Annotated in this window: 15 protein-coding genes and 1 tRNA gene; 9 read left to right on the top strand and 7 right to left on the bottom strand. The window is 63.8% G+C overall.

Translation table 11 applies throughout. The annotated features are described in order from the left end of the window. Positions 1 to 98: 98 nt before the first annotated feature. Positions 99 to 173 (bottom strand) — tRNA-Gly (locus AC0L26_RS29245). A 232-nt stretch (positions 174 to 405) separates the two neighbouring features. On the opposite strand from AC0L26_RS29245, the gene AC0L26_RS29240 reads away from it, so the two are divergent. The 4 genes from AC0L26_RS29240 (at position 406) to AC0L26_RS29225 (ending at position 3,148) form a co-directional block, all read left to right on the top strand. Further along, on the top strand, positions 406 to 903 hold the full coding sequence (locus tag AC0L26_RS29240; RefSeq protein WP_473635689.1) for a prolyl-tRNA synthetase associated domain-containing protein: 498 nt from the start codon (positions 406 to 408) through the stop codon (positions 901 to 903). A gap of 94 nt (positions 904 to 997) precedes the next feature. Next, a complete protein-coding gene (gene trxA / locus AC0L26_RS29235) occupies positions 998 to 1,996 on the top strand; it encodes a thioredoxin (protein ID WP_473635688.1) in 999 nt (332 codons plus the stop codon). A 163-nt stretch (positions 1,997 to 2,159) separates the two neighbouring features. Next, on the top strand, positions 2,160 to 2,831 hold the full coding sequence (locus AC0L26_RS29230; protein WP_473635687.1) for an LON peptidase substrate-binding domain-containing protein: 672 nt from the start codon (positions 2,160 to 2,162) through the stop codon (positions 2,829 to 2,831). An 80-nt stretch (positions 2,832 to 2,911) separates the two neighbouring features. Continuing rightward, a complete protein-coding gene (locus AC0L26_RS29225; RefSeq protein WP_352936622.1) occupies positions 2,912 to 3,148 on the top strand; it encodes a Trm112 family protein in 237 nt (78 codons plus the stop codon). A gap of 310 nt (positions 3,149 to 3,458) precedes the next feature. Here the strand turns inward: AC0L26_RS29225 and AC0L26_RS29220 are convergent, their stop codons facing one another. Genes AC0L26_RS29220 through AC0L26_RS29210 form a run of 3 tightly spaced genes read right to left on the bottom strand, consistent with a single transcriptional unit; the run spans position 3,459 to position 9,191 of the window. Then, positions 3,459 to 6,746, bottom strand: coding sequence for an error-prone DNA polymerase (locus tag AC0L26_RS29220; RefSeq protein WP_473635686.1), 3,288 nt, complete (start codon positions 6,744 to 6,746; stop codon positions 3,459 to 3,461). Then, positions 6,743 to 8,218, bottom strand: a complete 1,476-nt coding sequence (locus AC0L26_RS29215; RefSeq protein ID WP_473635685.1) for a DUF6504 family protein — start codon at positions 8,216 to 8,218, stop codon at positions 6,743 to 6,745. The genes AC0L26_RS29220 and AC0L26_RS29215 overlap by 4 nt, the downstream gene beginning before the upstream one ends. Continuing rightward, the gene (locus AC0L26_RS29210) at positions 8,160 to 9,191 is read right to left on the bottom strand and encodes an ImuA family protein (RefSeq protein WP_473635684.1); all 1,032 of its coding nucleotides are present in this window, start codon (positions 9,189 to 9,191) and stop codon (positions 8,160 to 8,162) included. Before AC0L26_RS29210 ends, AC0L26_RS29215 begins: the two co-directional genes overlap by 59 nt. Positions 9,192 to 9,364: 173 nt before the next feature. Between AC0L26_RS29210 and AC0L26_RS29205 the strand changes: the two genes are divergently transcribed. Next, positions 9,365 to 9,787, top strand: a complete 423-nt coding sequence (locus tag AC0L26_RS29205) for a metallopeptidase family protein (RefSeq protein WP_352936630.1) — start codon at positions 9,365 to 9,367, stop codon at positions 9,785 to 9,787. Positions 9,788 to 10,081: 294 nt separating this feature from the next. Here the strand turns inward: AC0L26_RS29205 and AC0L26_RS29200 are convergent, their stop codons facing one another. Next, the gene (locus tag AC0L26_RS29200; protein WP_292164902.1) at positions 10,082 to 10,288 is read right to left on the bottom strand and encodes a DUF1737 domain-containing protein; all 207 of its coding nucleotides are present in this window, start codon (positions 10,286 to 10,288) and stop codon (positions 10,082 to 10,084) included. A gap of 26 nt (positions 10,289 to 10,314) precedes the next feature. Beyond that, positions 10,315 to 11,211: an HpcH/HpaI aldolase/citrate lyase family protein gene (locus AC0L26_RS29195; RefSeq protein ID WP_473635683.1), complete on the bottom strand. Its 897-nt coding sequence runs from the start codon at positions 11,209 to 11,211 to the stop codon at positions 10,315 to 10,317. Positions 11,212 to 11,509: 298 nt separating this feature from the next. On the opposite strand from AC0L26_RS29195, the gene AC0L26_RS29190 reads away from it, so the two are divergent. From AC0L26_RS29190 to AC0L26_RS29175, 4 genes are all read left to right on the top strand, one after another. Beyond that, a complete protein-coding gene (locus tag AC0L26_RS29190; protein ID WP_473635682.1) occupies positions 11,510 to 13,063 on the top strand; it encodes a DUF4153 domain-containing protein in 1,554 nt (517 codons plus the stop codon). A 3-nt stretch (positions 13,064 to 13,066) separates the two neighbouring features. Further along, complete coding sequence (locus AC0L26_RS29185) at positions 13,067 to 13,762, top strand: response regulator (RefSeq protein WP_473635681.1); 696 nt, start codon at positions 13,067 to 13,069, stop codon at positions 13,760 to 13,762. Then, a complete protein-coding gene (locus tag AC0L26_RS29180) occupies positions 13,759 to 15,336 on the top strand; it encodes a sensor histidine kinase (RefSeq protein ID WP_473635680.1) in 1,578 nt (525 codons plus the stop codon). Before AC0L26_RS29185 ends, AC0L26_RS29180 begins: the two co-directional genes overlap by 4 nt. 64 nt (positions 15,337 to 15,400) lie before the next feature. Next, entirely contained in the window at positions 15,401 to 16,567 is a 1,167-nt protein-coding gene (locus AC0L26_RS29175; RefSeq protein ID WP_473635696.1) for an NAD(P)/FAD-dependent oxidoreductase, read from the top strand. On the opposite strand, the gene AC0L26_RS29170 is transcribed toward AC0L26_RS29175, so the two are convergent. Next, positions 16,486 to 17,274 carry a DUF72 domain-containing protein gene (locus AC0L26_RS29170; RefSeq protein WP_473635679.1) on the bottom strand — a complete coding sequence of 263 codons (789 nt, stop codon included), beginning with the start codon at positions 17,272 to 17,274 and terminating at the stop codon, positions 16,486 to 16,488. The two genes, AC0L26_RS29175 and AC0L26_RS29170, sit on opposite strands and share 82 nt — an antisense overlap. Positions 17,275 to 17,320 lie beyond the last annotated feature (46 nt).

The following is a 17,320-nucleotide window of genomic DNA, read 5'->3' as shown; positions in this document are numbered from 1 at the left end:
TGGCTGTCGTCGTGCTTCCCCCTGGCGCTCCCCGGCGCCAGATAGCAAAAAGGCCCGGTTACCCGGGCCCTTTATGCTTTTCAAATCTAAAGAAGATTTGGAGCGGGTGAAGCGATTCGAACGCTCGACCCCAACCTTGGCAAGGTTGTGCTCTACCCCTGAGCTACACCCGCTCGCGCGGCTTTTGGGCCGCAAGCCGCGCCTATATGGCTGAAGGGCGCGGCGATTGCAACAGGGAAATCGCAGGTTTTTTGGTCCGCACCCGGCGACGTAAACAAGCCTTCCGTAGCGACGATAGGAACGGAATCGGCGGCTTCGCCGCGCAACGGTCTTGTCTCGGCCGCGTCATTGGCCGTAAACGGCGTGATCCAAACCGCGACAACAACAAGTCCGACAAGAAACAACATGCCGAAAACCGAAGCCGAGCTTTTTGCCTTCCTCGCCGATCTTGGGATCGAGGTCTCGACCCTGCGTCATCCGCCGCTGTTCACGGTCGCCGATTCGCAGGCGCTGCGCGGAGAAATCGCCGGCGGGCACACCAAGAACCTGTTCCTCAAGGACAAGAAGGACAATTTCTTCCTGGTCAGCGTCGGCGAGGAGGCGGTGGTCGACCTCAAGCAGATCCACCATGTGATCGGCGCTGCCGGGCGCGTGTCCTTCGGCAAGCCGGAGATGCTGATGGAGCTTCTCGGCGTCGTTCCGGGCGCGGTCACCGTGTTCGGCGTGATCAACGACACGGCGGGAAGAGTGAAGGTGGTTCTCGACCAGGAGTTGATGGGCCATGCCATTATCAACGCCCATCCGCTGACCAACGAGGCAACGACATCGATCGCTGCCGCCGACCTCGTCAAATTCGTCGAGGCAACCGGGCATGATGCTGTTATCTTGAAAGTCACGGCATGATCGCCACATGGATGGCGATAAACCGACTTCTAAGTGAGGATGTGGACGTTGTGCCGGGCCGGTGGGCTGGCGGCGCGACCGAAAGGGCGACGAGATGAGCGACAACAATCAATTTGGCGGCCCGTTTGGCAGCAATGGCGGGCAATATGCCACCACAGTGCAGTATGGCGGCACCGAGGCCGCCCCCGCGAAAGCCGCGCTTGGCGAGCCGCCTGTCGCCGTCGATGTCATCAAGGACACGACGACCGCCGCTTTTGCCGCCGACGTCATCCAGGAATCGCGCCGTCAGCCGGTGCTGGTCGATTTCTGGGCGCCCTGGTGCGGGCCCTGCAAGCAACTGACGCCGCTGCTGGAAAAGGCAGTCACGGCCGCCGGCGGCAAGGTCAAGCTGGTCAAGATGAATATCGACGACCATCCTTCGATCGCCGGACAGCTCGGCATCCAGTCGATCCCGGCGGTCATTGCTTTTAAGGATGGCCAGCCGGTCGACGGCTTCATGGGCGCCATTCCCGAGAGCCAGATCGCCGCGTTCATCGAGAAGGTCGGCGGCAAGACCAATGGTGCGCCGCAGGTGGCCGAGGCGCTTGCCGCGGCCGCGGAGGCGCGCGACACCGGCGATGTGCAGACCGCGGCCGACATCTACGACGCGGTCCTGGAACAGGCGCCGGAGACGATCGAGGCCATTGCCGGGCTTGGTGATCTGCTGTTCGAGGCCGGCGATGCCGAGGGCGCCGAAGCCGTGCTGGCGCGGGCGCCGGAAGCAAAGAAGGATGCGCCGCCACTCGCCGCGGTGCGCGCCAAGATGGCGCTTGCCGCACAGGCAGCAGCACTTGGCAATCCGGCCGAATTCGAGCGTCGGCTGGCTGAGAACCCCGGGGACCACCAGGCACGTTTCGATCTTGCCATGATCCAGAACGCCAATGGCGAGCGCATGGCGGCGGCCGACAATCTGCTGGCAATCGTCAAGGCCGATCGCTCGTGGAACGACGACGGCGCCAAGACGCAGTTGCTGCAATTCTTCGAGGCATGGGGGATGACCGACGAAGCAACGCTGGCGGCGCGGCGCAAATTGTCGTCGCTGCTGTTCTCCTGAGTGCGCATCAAGCTGTTTTTGCGTGGCGGCCTTGCGGTCGGCGGCGGCTGCGCCAGATAGGGGCCAGACCGGATCCGTTTTTCGCTTCCTGACGATTTACACGCCAGGTTGCGATGGGCGGGCGGATTGATGCGCTTCTCGACGAAGCGAGCGGAGGACTGAAGTGCAGGCGGGAAACGCGCATTACCGGCTCGATACGGATTTGCCGTCGACGGTGCCGATCTTCCCGCTTGAAGGGGCATTGCTGCTGCCGGGAGGCCGCATGCCGCTCAACATCTTCGAGCCGCGTTATCTGGAGATGGTGGATGAGGCGATCGCCGGATCGCGGCTGATCGGCATCATACAGCCCAGCCTCGACGGCGCGCGGCGCGCCGATGGCGAGCCTGAACTCTGCAATGTCGGCTGCGCCGGACGTATCATTGCGCTTTCCGAGAGTGGCGACGGCCGTTACCTGATTTCGCTGCAAGGCGTGTGCCGGTTCCGCATCGTGCAGGAGCTCGCGGTCAAGACGCCCTTCCGCCAGTGTCGGTTTGCGCCCTTTCTCACCGATCTCGATGAAGATCAGGCAGAGGCAGAGATCGACCGACCGGCGTTGCTCAAGGCATTTCGCGCCTATCTGCAAGCCAACGATCTTGAAGCCGACTGGGAAAGCGTCAGCCGCGCCGAAAATGCCATGCTGGTCAATGCGCTGTCGATGATGGCTCCCTACGGGCCGGCCGAGAAACAGGCGCTGCTCGAAGCGGCGGACCTGAAGACACGCGCCGAAACGCTGATTGCCATCACCGAAATGGCGCTGGCGCGCGAAAACGAGGATTTCGGATCGAGTTTGCAGTAGGAGGCTCTTCCTTCTCCCCTTGTGGAAGGAGGGAGAGCCGCGCGAAACCTGAAGTGATTGCCCGGATAAGGACGGACCGAATGGTGGATGGGCGTGACGGAAAGAATGCCAATGTCGACCCCAGGCTGCTGGAATTGCTGGCCTGCCCGCTGACCAAGGGCCCGCTTACCTGGGATCCGGAGCGCGGCGAACTCATCTCGAGGGTGGCTCGGCTTGCCTATCCGGTGCGTGACGGCATCCCGATCATGCTGCCTTCGGAGGCGCGCGCGATCCCTTTGGAGGACGGATTGCCGCCGCGCCTGGGCGGACCGTCCTGAACAGCGGGCTGGAAGCCGATCGGGAGGGAATGTCGGTAATTCCTCTCAGCGGCAAATCGCAAACCTTGGATATTGGCCGACACGTCCTCCCTTCGTCATCCTAGGGCGGAGCAGGAGCGAAGCGACGTGGCGGAGACCCTGGGATCCATGCCGTGACCCAGCGGCAGTGCTCCGGCGGACCAGAATCGAGCGCACCATTCGCGCCGCCATTCCGAGCCACTGCATTCTTCGGCGGATGTCACGGCATGGATCCCAGGGTCTGCGCTCCGCTTCGCGTCGCTCCGCCCTAGGATGACGAAGGCGTGGGTCCCTATTGAAAATTGCGCCCCTTGGGCATGACCCTTTCTGCCTTCCCCGATAGCGTCGCGATATCCTGCCGGTCGCTTTGTACGACAGGTACATCGGGCTTCTCCTCCAAAAGCACGGACAGCCAGGGCGTCAGATCCTCGACCTTTTCGGCGACGATATGGATGACGTCCGATTCCGACTGCAGTTTGCCGGTGATACGAACGAACCGCGCCCCCATGACAATGGGCCGGTAGCGATTGAAGGTTCTTTCCCAGAAAATGACGTTGGCGACGGCCTGCTCGTCTTCCAGCGTCAGGAAAATCGCTTTGCCAGTGCCTGGGCGCTGCCGCACGAGCACCAGGCCGGCGACGGAGACCCGCCTGCCATCCGGCACGGAGGGGAGGCGCGCATTGGGCGTGACGCCGGAACGATCCAGCCGCTGGCGCAGAAAGGCAAGCGGATGCGCTTTCAGCGACAGGCCGAGCGAACGGTAGTCGTGGACGACGTGCTCGCCGAGCGGCATTGTCGGGAGCCTGGTTTGGGGCTCGAGATCGCGCAAACGGATCGCCGGCCGGTCGAACAGCGGCAGGGTCTCGGCGGCACTCCTGCCGTCGAGGGCGCGGACCGCCCACAGGGCGTCGCGGCGGTCGAGACCAAGCGAACGGAAAGCGTCGGCTTGCGCCAGTTTCTCGATCTCATCGACATAGAGACCTGAACGCAGCCAGACATCGCGAACGGATGCGTAGCCGTCGCCGCGTCTGGCGACAAACACCTCCATCCGCTCCTTCGACAGACCTTTGACCTGGCGGAAACCCAGCCGGACGGCATGATTGGTCCGGATGACGCCGCGCATCTGGGCATGGCGTTCAAGGATGCGGGCCGGATCGAAGGGCGCTTCCTCCAGCGCGCAATCCCAACCGGAAAAATTGACGTCGACCTCGCGGATTTCGACGCCATGGTCGCTTGCGTCGCGGACAAGCTGAGCCGGCTGGTAAAACCCCATCGGCTGGGAGTTCAGGATCGCAGCGCAGAACACGTCGGGATAGAAGGTCTTGAACCAGCACGAGGCATAGACCAGCAGGGCGAAGGAAGCGGCATGGCTTTCGGGAAAGCCATATTCGCCAAATCCCTCGATCTGCTTGAAGCAGCGTTCGGCGAAGTCTTTCTCGTACCCTCTCTTCATCATGCCATCGACCATCCGCTTGCGGTAATTGCCGATCGTGCCGGTGCGCTTGAAAGTGGCCATGGCGCGACGCAGTTCATCGGCCTCGCCCGGCCTGAAGCCGCCGGCGACGATAGCGATCTTCATCGCCTGTTCCTGGAACAGCGGCACGCCCAACGTCCTGCCGAGTATCTCTTCCAGTTCCGGCTTGGGATATTCGGCTTTTTCTTTTTTCTGCCGGCGGCGCAGATAGGGGTGGACCATGTCGCCCTGGATCGGGCCGGGCCGCACGATCGCCACCTCGATGACGAGATCGTAGAAGGTGCGCGGCCGGAGGCGCGGCAGCATCGACATCTGCGCGCGCGATTCGATCTGGAAGACGCCGATCGTGTCGGCGCGGCAGATCATATCGTAGACATGTTTGTTCTCCGGCGGCAGGGTGGCCAGCACATAGGGCTGGCCATAGTCATCCCGCTCATCAGGATAATAATCCCTAAGCAGGGTGAAGGCGCGCTGCAGGCAGGTCAGCATGCCGAGCGCCAACACATCCACTTTAAGGATTTTCACCGCGTCGAGATCGTCCTTGTCCCACTCGACCATCTTGCGTTCATCCATCGCCGTCTTGATGATGGGCACGATCTCGTCGAGCCGGTCCCTGGTGATGACGAAGCCGCCGACATGCTGCGACAGATGACGGGGGAAGCCCATGATCTCGTTGGCGCATTCGATCACATGCCTTGTCGATGGATCGGTCTGGTCGAGACCGCCGGCCCTGGTCTCCTTTTCGCCGAGCTCCGAGGTCGACCAACCCCAGATCGAGCTGGACAGCGCGCTCCTGACATCGTCCGACAGGCCCATCGCCTTGGCCACTTCGCGCATCGCCGACCGGCCCCGGTAGCTGACGACGGCCGCGGCAAGAGCGGTGCGCTTGGCGCTGTATTTCTCGTAGATGTACTGGATGACTTCTTCGCGCTTCTCATGTTCGAAATCGACATCGATGTCGGGCGGCTCGTTCCTTTCCTCGGAAATGAAACGCTCGAAAAGCGAGTCGATCCGCTCGGGTCCCACTTCGGTTATGCCGATGCAATAACAGACAACAGAGTTGGCTGCCGAGCCACGCCCCTGGCAAAGTATGCCCTGGCTGCGGGCGAATTTGACGATGTCGTAGACAGTCAGAAAATAGCGCGCGTAGTTCAGGCGCTCGATCAAGGCGAGCTCTTCCTGGATGCGCTTGGTCACATCGGCGGGAACGCCTGCAGGATACCGTATCGCTGCACCCTCTCGAGCCAGCCTTTCCAGTTCGGCCTGTGGCCCGAGGCCCGATTCCGTCGGTTCGTCGGGATAGTTGTATTGGAGGTCACTGAGAGAGAAGCTCAATTCGCCGGCAAAGCGCAACGTTTCCGCCAGCGCTTGCGGATGCCTGCGGAAAAGCCGCGCCATCTCCACTGGCGGCTTCAAATGGCGCTCGGCATTGGCCGCCAGCTCCAGCCCCGCTTCGGCAACAGGCACGTTGAGGCGAATCGCCGTCAGCACGTCCTGCAACCGGCGCCGTTCGGACGTATGGTAAAGAACGTCGTTGGTCGCCATCAGCGGAATGCCCGATGCCTCAGCCATGGCAGCCGCCTGCTCGATACGGAAGCGGTCGTTGCCCTGATAATCCGGCGAAACGGCAAGCCGCAAAGCCTTGCCAAATCTATCCTTAAGCCGGCTAATCAGTCCAAGGTGATCTTCCGCCGGCGCCGACAGATCCGGCAGGACCGCCAGCGACATGAGATCGCCCCATTCGAAAAGGTCGGCGCGAAAGAGAAGCGGTGCGCCCTTTTCGCTTTCATCGCGCATATTGGCTTGCGTCAGCATGCGGCACAGATGGCCCCAGCCCTTGCGGTCCTGCGGATAGGCGAGAACATCAGGCGTGCCGTCGCAAAAAACCAGGCGGCAGCCGGGATGATAGGATAGTCCTTCCACCTTGGCCTGCTGCCAGGCGCGCACGACACCGGCCACGGTGTTGCGGTCGGCAAGCCCGATCGACGAGAATCCCAAAAACTTTGCCGCGACCACCAGTTCCTCCGGTTTCGAGGCGCCGCGCAGGAACGAGAAATTCGACTGGATGCCGAATTCGGCATAGGGAACGGCCGTCAGCGCGTTCATGCGAAGACCCCATGCATGAACCAGCGCGGCGGGACTTGAGAGGCGCCGTAGAGGCCCTGGCGGTAGAGCCAGTAACGGCGGCCGGTGCTATCTTCGATGCGGAAATAGTCTCGGGTCGGCGCGTCTTCCTGCCCCGACCCCTCCCGCCACCATTCCGGGGCGATGCGTTCCGGCCCTTCGGCGCGCGCGACCCGGTACAGCGCCCGCCGCCAGCGGAAGTTCATCGGCGGGCCCTCAGGCATTTCGGTGGCCGGAACCTCGATCGGTTCGGGCGAACGGAACAGCCGGATCGGGCGTTCCGGCCGGAAGACAGGCTTAGTGTCTTGTATCTTGTCCGGCTTCTTCGGCGGAGAGACCCTTTGCGGCGCTTCCGCGAAGGGAAGCGTGGCGACGGCGCGCTCGGGCAGATGGCTCTCGACGGCAACCGGTTTCAAAACCGCGCTGTCGCCGAGCCGGGCGCGGATGCGGTCGGCGAAAAGGGCAATATCGGCGCCGTCATCGCGCGTCTCGCCGGCGAGATCCGCCTGCTGCATGTCGAAGGCCGCGGCCGTCAGGACCGAGAGGCGCACGAGATCGAAGCCATAGCCGGCATCGATGTCCTGTTCGAGCGCGGCTAGCCTTTCGTGGAACAATTTCTGGATCAGCAGCGGCTCGCGCAACGGCCGCGAGGTGCCGACGGCGATCCGGCTGACGGCGCCGTCGACGCGGAAGAGCAGCAGCGCCAGCCTTCTTGCGCCTTCGCCGCGGCGCTCGAGATCCACCTTCAAAGTCGTCGCCAGCATTTTCACCAGCCGCTCTATTTCGTCGGTCAGCATGATGGGTTCTGCTAGGTGGCGTTCGACCGAAAGCGGCGCGACCGGCAGGCGCGGCGACACCGCTTCGTCGAGGCGGCCGAGCGCCTGGTCGAGGCGCAAAAGCAGCGAGACACCGAAGCGGCGGGCGAGCGGCGCGCGGGGGGCTGCCATGACGGCCCCCGCCGTGCGCAGGCCGACGCTTTCCAGGCTGGCGCGGATATCAGGCTCGATGCGTAGCGCCGCCAGTGGCAAGGGTGCGAGAAGCGCCTCCTCCTCGCCACCGGGGACGATGCGGTCACTGGCAAACCGCGCTGCCGCCCAGGCAGCACCTGGCGTGGCGGCAAGGCCGGCGCGGACATCAAAACCCTGATGGAAAAAGCGCGACAGGATGTCGTCGAGCATCGAGCGTTCGCCGCCGAAAAGATGGGTGCAGCCGGTGACGTCGAGGAACAGGCCATCGGCTGCGTCGAGCGCCACCAGCGGGGTGTAGCGGTCGCACCAGTCGGCAAGGCTTTCGAGCAGGCGGCGGTCGGCCTCGGGATCGGCTTCCAGTACGTCGATCGACGGATGCATGGCGCGCGCGTCGGCTATGCCCATGCCGCGCTTCAGGTGAAGCGCCTCAGCCCGCTCGTCGAGGGCGGCGATGCGCTGCGCGTTCCCCTGGCGATGGCTGATCACCAGCGGCAGGTGATCCGACGGTCGGGAACGCCAGGACCGCCCCAGCCGCTGCCGCAGGACCCTTTCCGCGGCGAGATGCGGGAACCACAGGGACAGAATTCGCTGCCCTTCCTTCCTCGCCCCGTCTTTCTTCGAAACTGTGTTCATCGGGGTTCCACTCCAGTGTGAATTGTCCTGGCAAGGCCGTGCGGCTCTTGCCGATGCTGACGGTGAAGGCGGGACGGCCGATCGAGCCGGCAAGCGGCCCGGCGATCGTCTGGCGGGATGCCGACGGCGCCGTCGACAGGACGAGGCGGACGGGTGCCGCCGTTGGCTCGGGTTCGCCGGCCTGGCGCAGCAGAAACACCGGCCGGCCGGCATTCTGCGCCCGGGCGTGCAGCCGCCGCGTCGCCGTGAGGTCCAGCCGCTGCGGGCTGCCGCGGATTTCGAGGATGACGGCGGCGAGCGCGGTCATCCGGGCGGCTTCCTCGGCGATCCACAGCGCATCGAGGAGCCTTGGCGCCTCGGAAAACAGCAATTGCTCCGGCTCGATGCCGAAAACAGCGTGAAGCCCCCTGGCATAGGGGAAGCCCGCCTCCCGGAAGATTTCCGCAGTGCCGATCCACAGGACCGGCAATTGCGGCCCCTGTTTGAGGATCAGGCTGACGAGTGACAGGGCGAAGCCGGCGACGGCCCCGGCATCACGTGTCGCGGCGCCATGGATCTCGTTCAGCGCCGCCTTCGGCAGGCCGCCGCTAAGCGCGGTGTCGAGACCTTCGGCACCGGTGCGCAGAAACGCATCAGGCGGCGCCACGGCGAGGCCGCGGCGGACGATTGTTAGACCATCCGCTGTTGGATTCTGGGGGGTGACGTCAGTATCAACGGGGGCTGCGCCAGCCGGCACCTCCAAGCGCGCGGGCAGCGTTCCCTCGATCTTCGCGATCTGGCGGCGCAGGGCAAAAACAGTCTCCCGCGCCACGGCGCTTGTCGCCATGACGGTCAGCTTCCACTCACAATTGTTCCTGTTATGTTCCTATAGATTCCAGAGGCCACCCGAAGAGTCAAGCGGAGTCATGGGGAATTTATTCCTGCCCTTGCGTCGACGGCAACCGGCCATTTGCCGAGTCCGGCTCGAAAGCCTATATGCCGGGATCAGAAGGACAAAGCATGGCCCGCATCTACAAGACCCGTGTCTGGCACGACCAGCTTTCGCCGTCGATGGAGGAAATGGAGTTCCTGGCGTTGGAGGCTTATGCCCATCTGCCGGAGGATTTTCGCAAGCTGACCGGCGAGATCGTCATCCAGATCGCCGAATTCCCGACCGACGAGATCATGGACGATCTGTCGCTGGAAACGCCTTTCGACCTGCTCGGCCTGTTCGAGGGGCGCGGCATCGCCGAGCGCTGGAATCCGCAGACAGGCGAGGGGCCGAACCGCGTCACGCTCTACCGCCGCGCCATCCTCGACTACTGGGCTGAGAACGAAGAGACGCTGGGCGACATCGTCACTCATGTGCTGATCCACGAGATCGGCCATCATTTCGGCCTGTCGGACGATGATATGGAGCGGATCGAAGAGGCGGCGGAGTAAAGGGCCCCACGCTTCGTCATCCCAGGGCGGAGCAGGAGCGAAGCGACGTCGCGGAGACCCTGGGATCCATGCCGTGACTGTGGTGCAGTGCTCCGGCGATGCAGAACCGAACGCCCATCATCCCGTTCTGCGGCAATGAGCAAGCGGGACCATCCCGATCGGTGGTATGATCGCATTAATCCTGGATCCGCCGAGCCCTTCGGCAGAGGTAACGGCATGGATCCTAGGGTCTGCACTCCGCTTCGCGTCGCTTCGCCCTAGGATGACGAAAGACGAGCGCTTCAGCGAACTTCCCTACCAATCGCTGAGCTTGGTGTTGGGCCCGTATTCCTGGCCCTCGATATCCTTCACCACGGCCTGGCCGCAGCGCATGCTCTTGGTCTGCTTGTCATAGGCATAGGTTGGCGAGCCGAACAGGTGCCAGCCTTTGTTCAGCGCCGCCGTCACCTTGTGGCAGAAGCTGGAATCGTCCGGGCCGGACAAAAAGCGGTAGAGTTTCATTTTTCATTCCTGTCGTGAGTTGCCAATCATGCCCCGATGGCGGCCGCCTTCGCCAGCAGTTTTTCGGCCTGCGCCAGATGCAGCCGTTCGACCATTTTTCCATTCAGTGCAATGACGCCCTTGCCGGCATTTTCGGCAAGCGCGAACACCTCTTTTACCGAGCGCGCCTCGGCCAGCGCTTCGGCAGATGGCGCAAAGGCCCGGTTCGCAGCCTCGATCTGGGCCGGATGGATCAGCGACTTGCCGTCAAACCCCATGGCAGCCGCCTCCCCGCATTCGCGCGCAAAAGCGTCCAGGTCGCGAAAATCATTGAAGACACCGTCGAGCAGGTCGAGGCCGCCGGCTCGTGCCGCCAGCACCATCTGCATCAGCCACGGTGTGAGGTAGCGCCGGTCGGGCGTGGCGAGAATGCCGGTGTCCTTGACCAGATCGTTCGTTCCGGCCACGAAACAAGTGAGCCGCGAGGCCGGATCGCGGCCAAGCTCGGCAATCGGCCCGATGTTGAGCAGAGCCTTGGGCGTTTCGATCATCGCCCATAGTTTCACCGCGTCCGGGGCAAAATTGTCGTCGAGCACGTCGCCGGCTTCGAGGACGTCGCGCGGCGTATCGACCTTGGGCAGCAGGATGGCGTCGGGCTCGCAGCGTGCCGCAGCCAGCAAATCGTCGGTACCCCATTCGCTGGAGAGCGCGTTGATGCGCACGATCATCTCGCAGCGCCGGCCATAGTCGTTGGCAACTGGGCGATCGGCGAAGATGCCGGCGAGTTTTTCGCGCGCGGAACCCTTGTCGGCGGGAGCGACGGCATCTTCGAGGTCGATGATGACGGCGTCGCAGGCCAGCGAGCCAAGCTTGGCCAGCGCCTTGTCGTTCGAGGCCGGGACGTAGAGCACCGAACGGCGCGGGCGGTAGGTTTCGGTCGTCATACCAAATCTATGCCGCCTGCGGCCGGTCGAGGCAAGCCGCTTTGACCTGCATAAAAACTGCACAAAAGTCCCGAAAATCTCCTCGCGTCCGCCCCGCCACCGGCACTTCCGCCGACGACAAGGGCGGCATGCAAGAGCGAGAAAAACTCCGTTGGTCCCTGCCTTACCGGCTCCGCAATGAGGGCTGGTGGCTCGTCGATCCACCCGGGACGCATCGCTCGGCGACCCTCTTCCCCTTCATCCCCAAATCCCTGCCCAGATATGCCGGCCGCATCAAAGCCGCCGAGAAAGTCCGATCATGACATCGTTGCTTACGGCCGCGCCAAGCTATTGCGCGCGATTCGGCGCTGCCGTCCTGCTTGCTGCCCTGGCCGATTTCTTCTTTTACGGGCAACCCATCGGCATCACGCTTTTCCTGTTCGGCACTACGCTTGCCGCCGCAGCCGCGGCCATCCAGCCTTCGGCGCTCAGCGCCCGCGGCCTGTGGCTCGGGCTCGGTGCCTTGCTTGTCGGGCTGCTGCCGCTCATTGAAAATGTCAGTGCGCTGTCCGTCGCGATCGGGCTTGCGGCGATGGCGGTCTTCGCACTTTCGCTGGTCGGGCGGCTGCGGCACGGGCTTGCCCGTATCGCCGGCCAGGTAGTGCTCTTCCTGCTCGCGGCACCATTCCGGTTCGCCCACGATTTCTTTCGCTGGCGCAAGGTGGCGCGGCGGCTTGGCCAACGGCGCATCCGCTTCGCGGCGATCGCCGTCTGGGTGATGCCGTTGACGCTGGGAGCGGTGTTTCTCGCGCTGTTCGGCGCCGCCAATCCGGTCATCGAATACTGGCTGTCGCTGATCGATCTCCTCGCCTTGCTGGAGCTCATCCATCTGCCGCGGCTGGCCTTCTGGCTGCTGGTGCTTGCCGGTGTCTGGGCCTTTTTGCGCCCGCGTCTGCCGCGCCTTTTCCGCTCCTTTGCGCGTGTAGTGTCGTCTGTGCCTGTCGGCCGGGTGACGACGACAAAACCCGCCAAAGCGATCGAGGACATCATCTTCGGCAAGGCCGCCATTCTTCGCGCGCTGGTCGTCTTCAACCTCCTGTTCGCCATACAGACGGCGCTCGACGCCACCTATCTGTGGGGCGGCATCGCCCTTCCCGACGGGCTGACCTACGCCGCCTATGCACATCGCGGCGCCTATCCCTTGATCGTCACGGCACTGCTCGCCGCCGGCTTCGTCCTGGCGGCGCTGCGGCCGGGGAGTGCGACCTCCAGCGATCCGCTCATCCGCCGGCTGGTCTATGTCTGGGTGGCACAGAACATCGTGCTGGTCATCTCGTCGATCCTGCGGCTCGACCTCTATATCGGCATCTATGCGCTGACCTACTGGCGCATCGCCGCCTTCGTCTGGATGGGGCTGGTGGCGGCGGGCCTTGCCCTGATCATCGCCCGCATCGCGCTCGAAAGATCCAACGAATGGCTGCTTTCCGCCAATCTTCTGACGCTTTCGGTGACGCTCTATGCCTGCTGCTTCGTCAACTTCGCGGCGCTGATCGCCAACTACAATGTCGAGCACTCATTCGAAATGACCGGCCAGGGCACCGAACTCGATTTCTGCTACCTGCGTTCGCTCGGTCCCAGCGCCTGGCCGGCGCTCGACCGCTTCCTCGAGCATCAAGCCAGCACGAATGCGGCCAGCCTTCCCTCCTACAGCGAACTCGCCCGTTTGCTTGGGCAGGACGAGGCCCGCTATCGCGCCGACCAAGAAAACTGGCGCGCCTGGAGTTTTCGCGATTGGCGGCTCCTTCGCACTCTCGACACAAATATCCCGTTCATGGTTCCTCAGGGCTCCGAACCCTTCGTGCCGGGCCGCTGATTCATGCCGCATCACATCCTGGTCGCCGACGATGATCCGCACATCCGCGAAATCATCTGCTTTGCGCTCGAAAAGGCGGGGATGAAGACGGTTGCCGTAGCCGACGGCGCCGCCGCCTTGCAGGCGATCGAACGCCGACCGCCCGATCTTATCGTGCTCGACATCGGCATGCCGGAAATGGACGGGCTGGAGGTCTGCCGGCGGCTCAGGCACACATCCGACGTGCCGGTGCTGTTCCTGTCCGCGCGCGATGAAGAGATTGACCGCATCCTCGGGCTCGAAATGGGTGGCGACGACTACGTCATCAAGCCGTTCAGCCCGCGCGAGTTGGTCGCCCGCGTCAATGTCATCCTGCGGCGCGCTCGCCAGGCGGCGCCGGAACAGACCGACGACCGGCAGTTCTCGCATGGCAGACTGGCCTTGGTGCCGGCCAGCCACGCCGCCAGCTTCGACGGCCAGCCGCTGGTGCTGACCTCGATCGAATTCGCGATCCTGAAAGGGTTTCTGGCGCGCCCGGCGCATGTGCTTGGCCGCGACATGGTGATGGCCAATGCCTATGCCGCCAACATCCATGTCGCCGACCGCACCATCGACAGCCACATCCGCAACATCCGCGCCAAGCTGGCGGCGGCCGGCTGCACGGATGCGATCGAGACCGTGCATGGCGTCGGCTTCCGGCTCGGCCGGTGCGGCGCGTGAGCACCCAAAAATGGATTGGCAGCAAATGGCGGCCGCGCCTCGCCACCATCGTTGTCGCCATCCTGATCATGGTGATGGCACTGCCGCTGGTCGGCCTGTTCTTCTTCCGGCTCTACGAAAACCAGCTGATCCGCCAGACCGAGGCCGAGTTGATCGCGCAAGGTGCCGCCCTTGCCGCCATCTATGCGCAAGAGGTCCGCGACGCCGGCATCCCCGCCGAGAAGCTCGGCCCGGCCGTGCCTGCCGCCAGTGCCAGCGCTCCGAACTCTCCCTACCGGCCGATCGAGCCGCACCTTGATCTTGCCTCCGATACCGTGCTGCCGACCCGGCCTGCGGCGACAGCCGCCGCCATCGATCCTGCCTTCGCTCCGGTCGGGACACGCCTGTCGGGCATTCTTGCCGAGACGCAGAAAACCACGCTTGCCGGCTTCCGGCTGCTCGACCCCAAAGGCGTCGTCATCGCCGGACGCGAAGAGGTCGGCCTGTCGCTCGGCGCGGTCGCGGAGGTTCGCGAAGCGTTGGCCGGCCGCTATGCCAGCGCGCTCAGGCTAAGGATCTCCGACGAGCCGCCGCCATCACTCTATTCGGTGAGCCGCGGCACGAGAGTCCGCGTCTTCGTCGCCCTGCCGGTTGCGGTCGACGGCAACATCGCCGGCGTGGTTTACCTGTCGCGAACGCCAAACAATATCGTCAAGCATCTCTATGGCGAGCGCGGCAAGGTGGTGCTGGCGACGATCGCCATTCTCGGCGGCACGCTGCTCATCGGTCTTGTCTTCCTGCGCACCGTCAGCCGGCCGATCTACGCGCTGATGGAACGCACGAAACGCATCGCCGCCGGCGACCGCGAGGCCATCAGGCCGCTCGACCATCACGGCACGCGCGAGATGGCAGCACTTTCCGCCGCCTTCCTCGACATGGCCGAAAAGCTGCATGAGCGCTCGGACAGCATCCAGACCTTTGCCACGCATGTCTCGCACGAACTCAAATCGCCGCTGACGGCAATCCAGGGTGCGGCGGAACTGTTGCGCGATTCGGGCCGCGCAATGGATGAGGCCGAGCGGCGTCGCTTTTCCAACAACATCGTCACCGATGCCGGACGGCTCAATTTGCTGGTGCGCCGCCTGCTCGACCTGGCGCGCGCCGAAAATCTCGCGCCCAGCAGCGAAAGCACGTCGATGGACGCCGCACTGGCGCTGCTGCCGGCCAAAGACAGGCTGGCGGTGCGCGTCGAGGCCGGCGGCGATATCGGTCTGCGCATCTCGGCCGAGAACGCGGCAATCGTGCTCGCCAATCTCATCGACAATTCGGCGCGGCATGGCGCAACGCTGGTTTCGATCACGGCAGCGAGCGCGCACGGCAAGGCAACGATCCAGGTGAGCGACGATGGTGCTGGCATTTCGCCCAGCAACCGGGCCCGCATCTTTGAGCCATTCTTCACCACGCGCCGTGATTCAGGTGGCACCGGCATGGGGCTGGGCATCGTGCTGGCCCTCCTGAAAGCGCATGATGGCACGATCCGGCTGGTTGACTCCGAGCGCGGCACGCGCTTCGAGATCATCCTGCCGATTGTATGAATTGGAGCCTCATTCCGAAGACCGGCTTTCGGGATCATGCTTCAGAACTGGAGACGTGGAAAACGTGCGCTACGACATCGTCATCATCGGCGGAGCCATCGTCGGCTCCTCGATCGCCTACTATCTGCGCGAGGAAGGGTTTTCGGGCTCGATCGCGCTGGTCGAGCGCGACCCGCAATTCGCCCATGCGGCGACGACGCTGTCCTGCGCTTCCATTCGCCAGCAGTTTTCCATCCCCGAAAACATCCGGCTATCGCAGTTCACGCTGAAACTGTTCCGGCGGCTGACGGAAGAGTTCGGGGCCGACGCCGATATCGGCTTTCGCGAAGGCGGCTATCTTATCTTGGCCGGCGAGAACGGCCTGCCGATCCTTAAGCGCAACCACGAGGCGCAGATGGCCGAGGGGGCCGACATCGTGCTTGAGAATGCGGAGGCGTTGGTGCGTCGCTTCCCATGGCTGTCGGCAGAGGGCATCACCGCCGGCGCCTATGGCCGCACGGGCGAGGGCTGGTTCGACGCGCATGCGATGCTGATGCTGTTCCGCAAGGCGCTGCGCGAGAAAAACATCGATTTCGTCACCGCTGATGTGACCGGCATCGAGCGGCAGGGCGATCGTGTCACCAGCGTCAGCCTCGACAATGGCGAGCGGCTCGAGGCCGGCATCGTCGTCAACGCCGCCGGGCCGAATGCCGGCAAGGTGGCTGGTATGGCCGGGCTGGCGCTACCGGTGGAGCCGCGCAAGCGCAATGTGTTCGTCTTCGAGGCACGCGAAAAATATACCGACATGCCGCTGCTGGTCGACCCCTCAGGCATCTATGTCAGGCCGGAAGGCTCGGTCTACATCACCGGCGGTGCCGAACCGGAAGAGGGCGACGGCACGGCCGACCCCGGCGATTTCGAGCCCGACTGGCCGCTATTCGAAGAGGTGATCTGGCCGGTGCTGGCGACCCGCATTCCGGCCTTCGAAGCGATCAAGCCAACACGCGCCTGGGCCGGCCACTACGACTACAACACGCTCGACCAGAACGCGGTGATCGGACCACATCCCGAGGTGAAGAATTTCCTCTTCGCCAACGGTTTTTCCGGCCACGGCCTGCAGCAGGCGCCGGCCGTCGGCAAGGCGCTGGCCGAGCTGATCGTGCATGGCGGCTACCGCACGGTGGATTGCACGGCGTTTGGGTATAGCCGTGTTGCGGAGGGAAGGGCGTTCAGGGAGCTGAATGTGATTTGAGGCGCCATCGCGTCTACGGCAACGGCGTTGCCGAGCGCATGGCCCTTAACCGTGTTGTCGAAAATGCACCAGACCTCAGCGCCCGCCGCACTCGCCGCATCCAGCCGCTGCCTGATCGCGATCAGGCTTTCAGTGTCATAGTCCGAGTAATAGATACGCGGCGCGCCATGCAGGCGGAAGTAAACCAGGTCCGGCCAGCCGGATGGCGTGGCCGCAGCGGGGACGCGAGCCGGATCGGCTGCCACACGCGCTACGCGGAAGCCGGTCAGAAGCGCATCGGCGTCCTGTTCGAACCAGCTCGCATGACGAGGTTCGCAGGCTATTTTCGAGCCGGTTTGCTTTCGCAACAAACCGAAGAACTCCTCAGTGACACGCGGCTCGAAGGACAGGCTGGGTGGCAACTGCACTAGCAGCACAGCGAGCTTCGGGCCGAGGCCTCCGGCCTGCCCGAGGAATGCCTCGATCAGGTCTTCGCAGTCGGCAAGCCGATGCTCGTGTGTCACTGCCCTGGGCACCTTCACGCTGAAGCGGAAATCTTCCGGGACCGAATGCGTCCAACGCTCATAGGTCTCACGGCGGTGCGGCTTATAAAAGGATGAATTGATTTCGACGCCGGCAAGACGGCCGGAGTAACGCTCGAGATGCGACCCGGAATCCGGGAAAATATCCTTGTAACGCGACGGGATGCCCCAACCGGCCGTGCCCACGAAGCATCGATGCTTTTCCATGCCAGAAATGTGGACAAGGCACTGC

The organism is Mesorhizobium sp. WSM4823, assembly GCF_055811195.1.
The sequence above is the reverse complement of the archived record's forward strand: the minus strand, read 5'-3'. Positions and strand labels throughout refer to the sequence as shown.

Bases quoted from the DNA above. Each gene is read 5' to 3' on its own strand.
- trxA (WP_473635688.1), top strand. From the start codon at position 998: ATGAGCGACAACAATCAATTTGGCGGCCCGTTTGGCAGCAATGGCGGG.
- AC0L26_RS29185 (WP_473635681.1), top strand. From the start codon at position 13,067: ATGCCGCATCACATCCTGGTCGCCGACGATGATCCGCACATCCGCGAA.
- AC0L26_RS29190 (WP_473635682.1), top strand. From the start codon at position 11,510: ATGACATCGTTGCTTACGGCCGCGCCAAGCTATTGCGCGCGATTCGGC.
- AC0L26_RS29210 (WP_473635684.1), bottom strand. From the start codon at position 9,191: ATGGCGACAAGCGCCGTGGCGCGGGAGACTGTTTTTGCCCTGCGCCGC.
- AC0L26_RS29220 (WP_473635686.1), bottom strand. From the start codon at position 6,746: ATGAACGCGCTGACGGCCGTTCCCTATGCCGAATTCGGCATCCAGTCG.
- AC0L26_RS29200 (WP_292164902.1), bottom strand. From the start codon at position 10,288: ATGAAACTCTACCGCTTTTTGTCCGGCCCGGACGATTCCAGCTTCTGC.
- AC0L26_RS29205 (WP_352936630.1), top strand. From the start codon at position 9,365: ATGGCCCGCATCTACAAGACCCGTGTCTGGCACGACCAGCTTTCGCCG.
- AC0L26_RS29195 (WP_473635683.1), bottom strand. From the start codon at position 11,211: ATGACGACCGAAACCTACCGCCCGCGCCGTTCGGTGCTCTACGTCCCG.
- AC0L26_RS29225 (WP_352936622.1), top strand. From the start codon at position 2,912: ATGGTGGATGGGCGTGACGGAAAGAATGCCAATGTCGACCCCAGGCTG.
- AC0L26_RS29240 (WP_473635689.1), top strand. From the start codon at position 406: ATGCCGAAAACCGAAGCCGAGCTTTTTGCCTTCCTCGCCGATCTTGGG.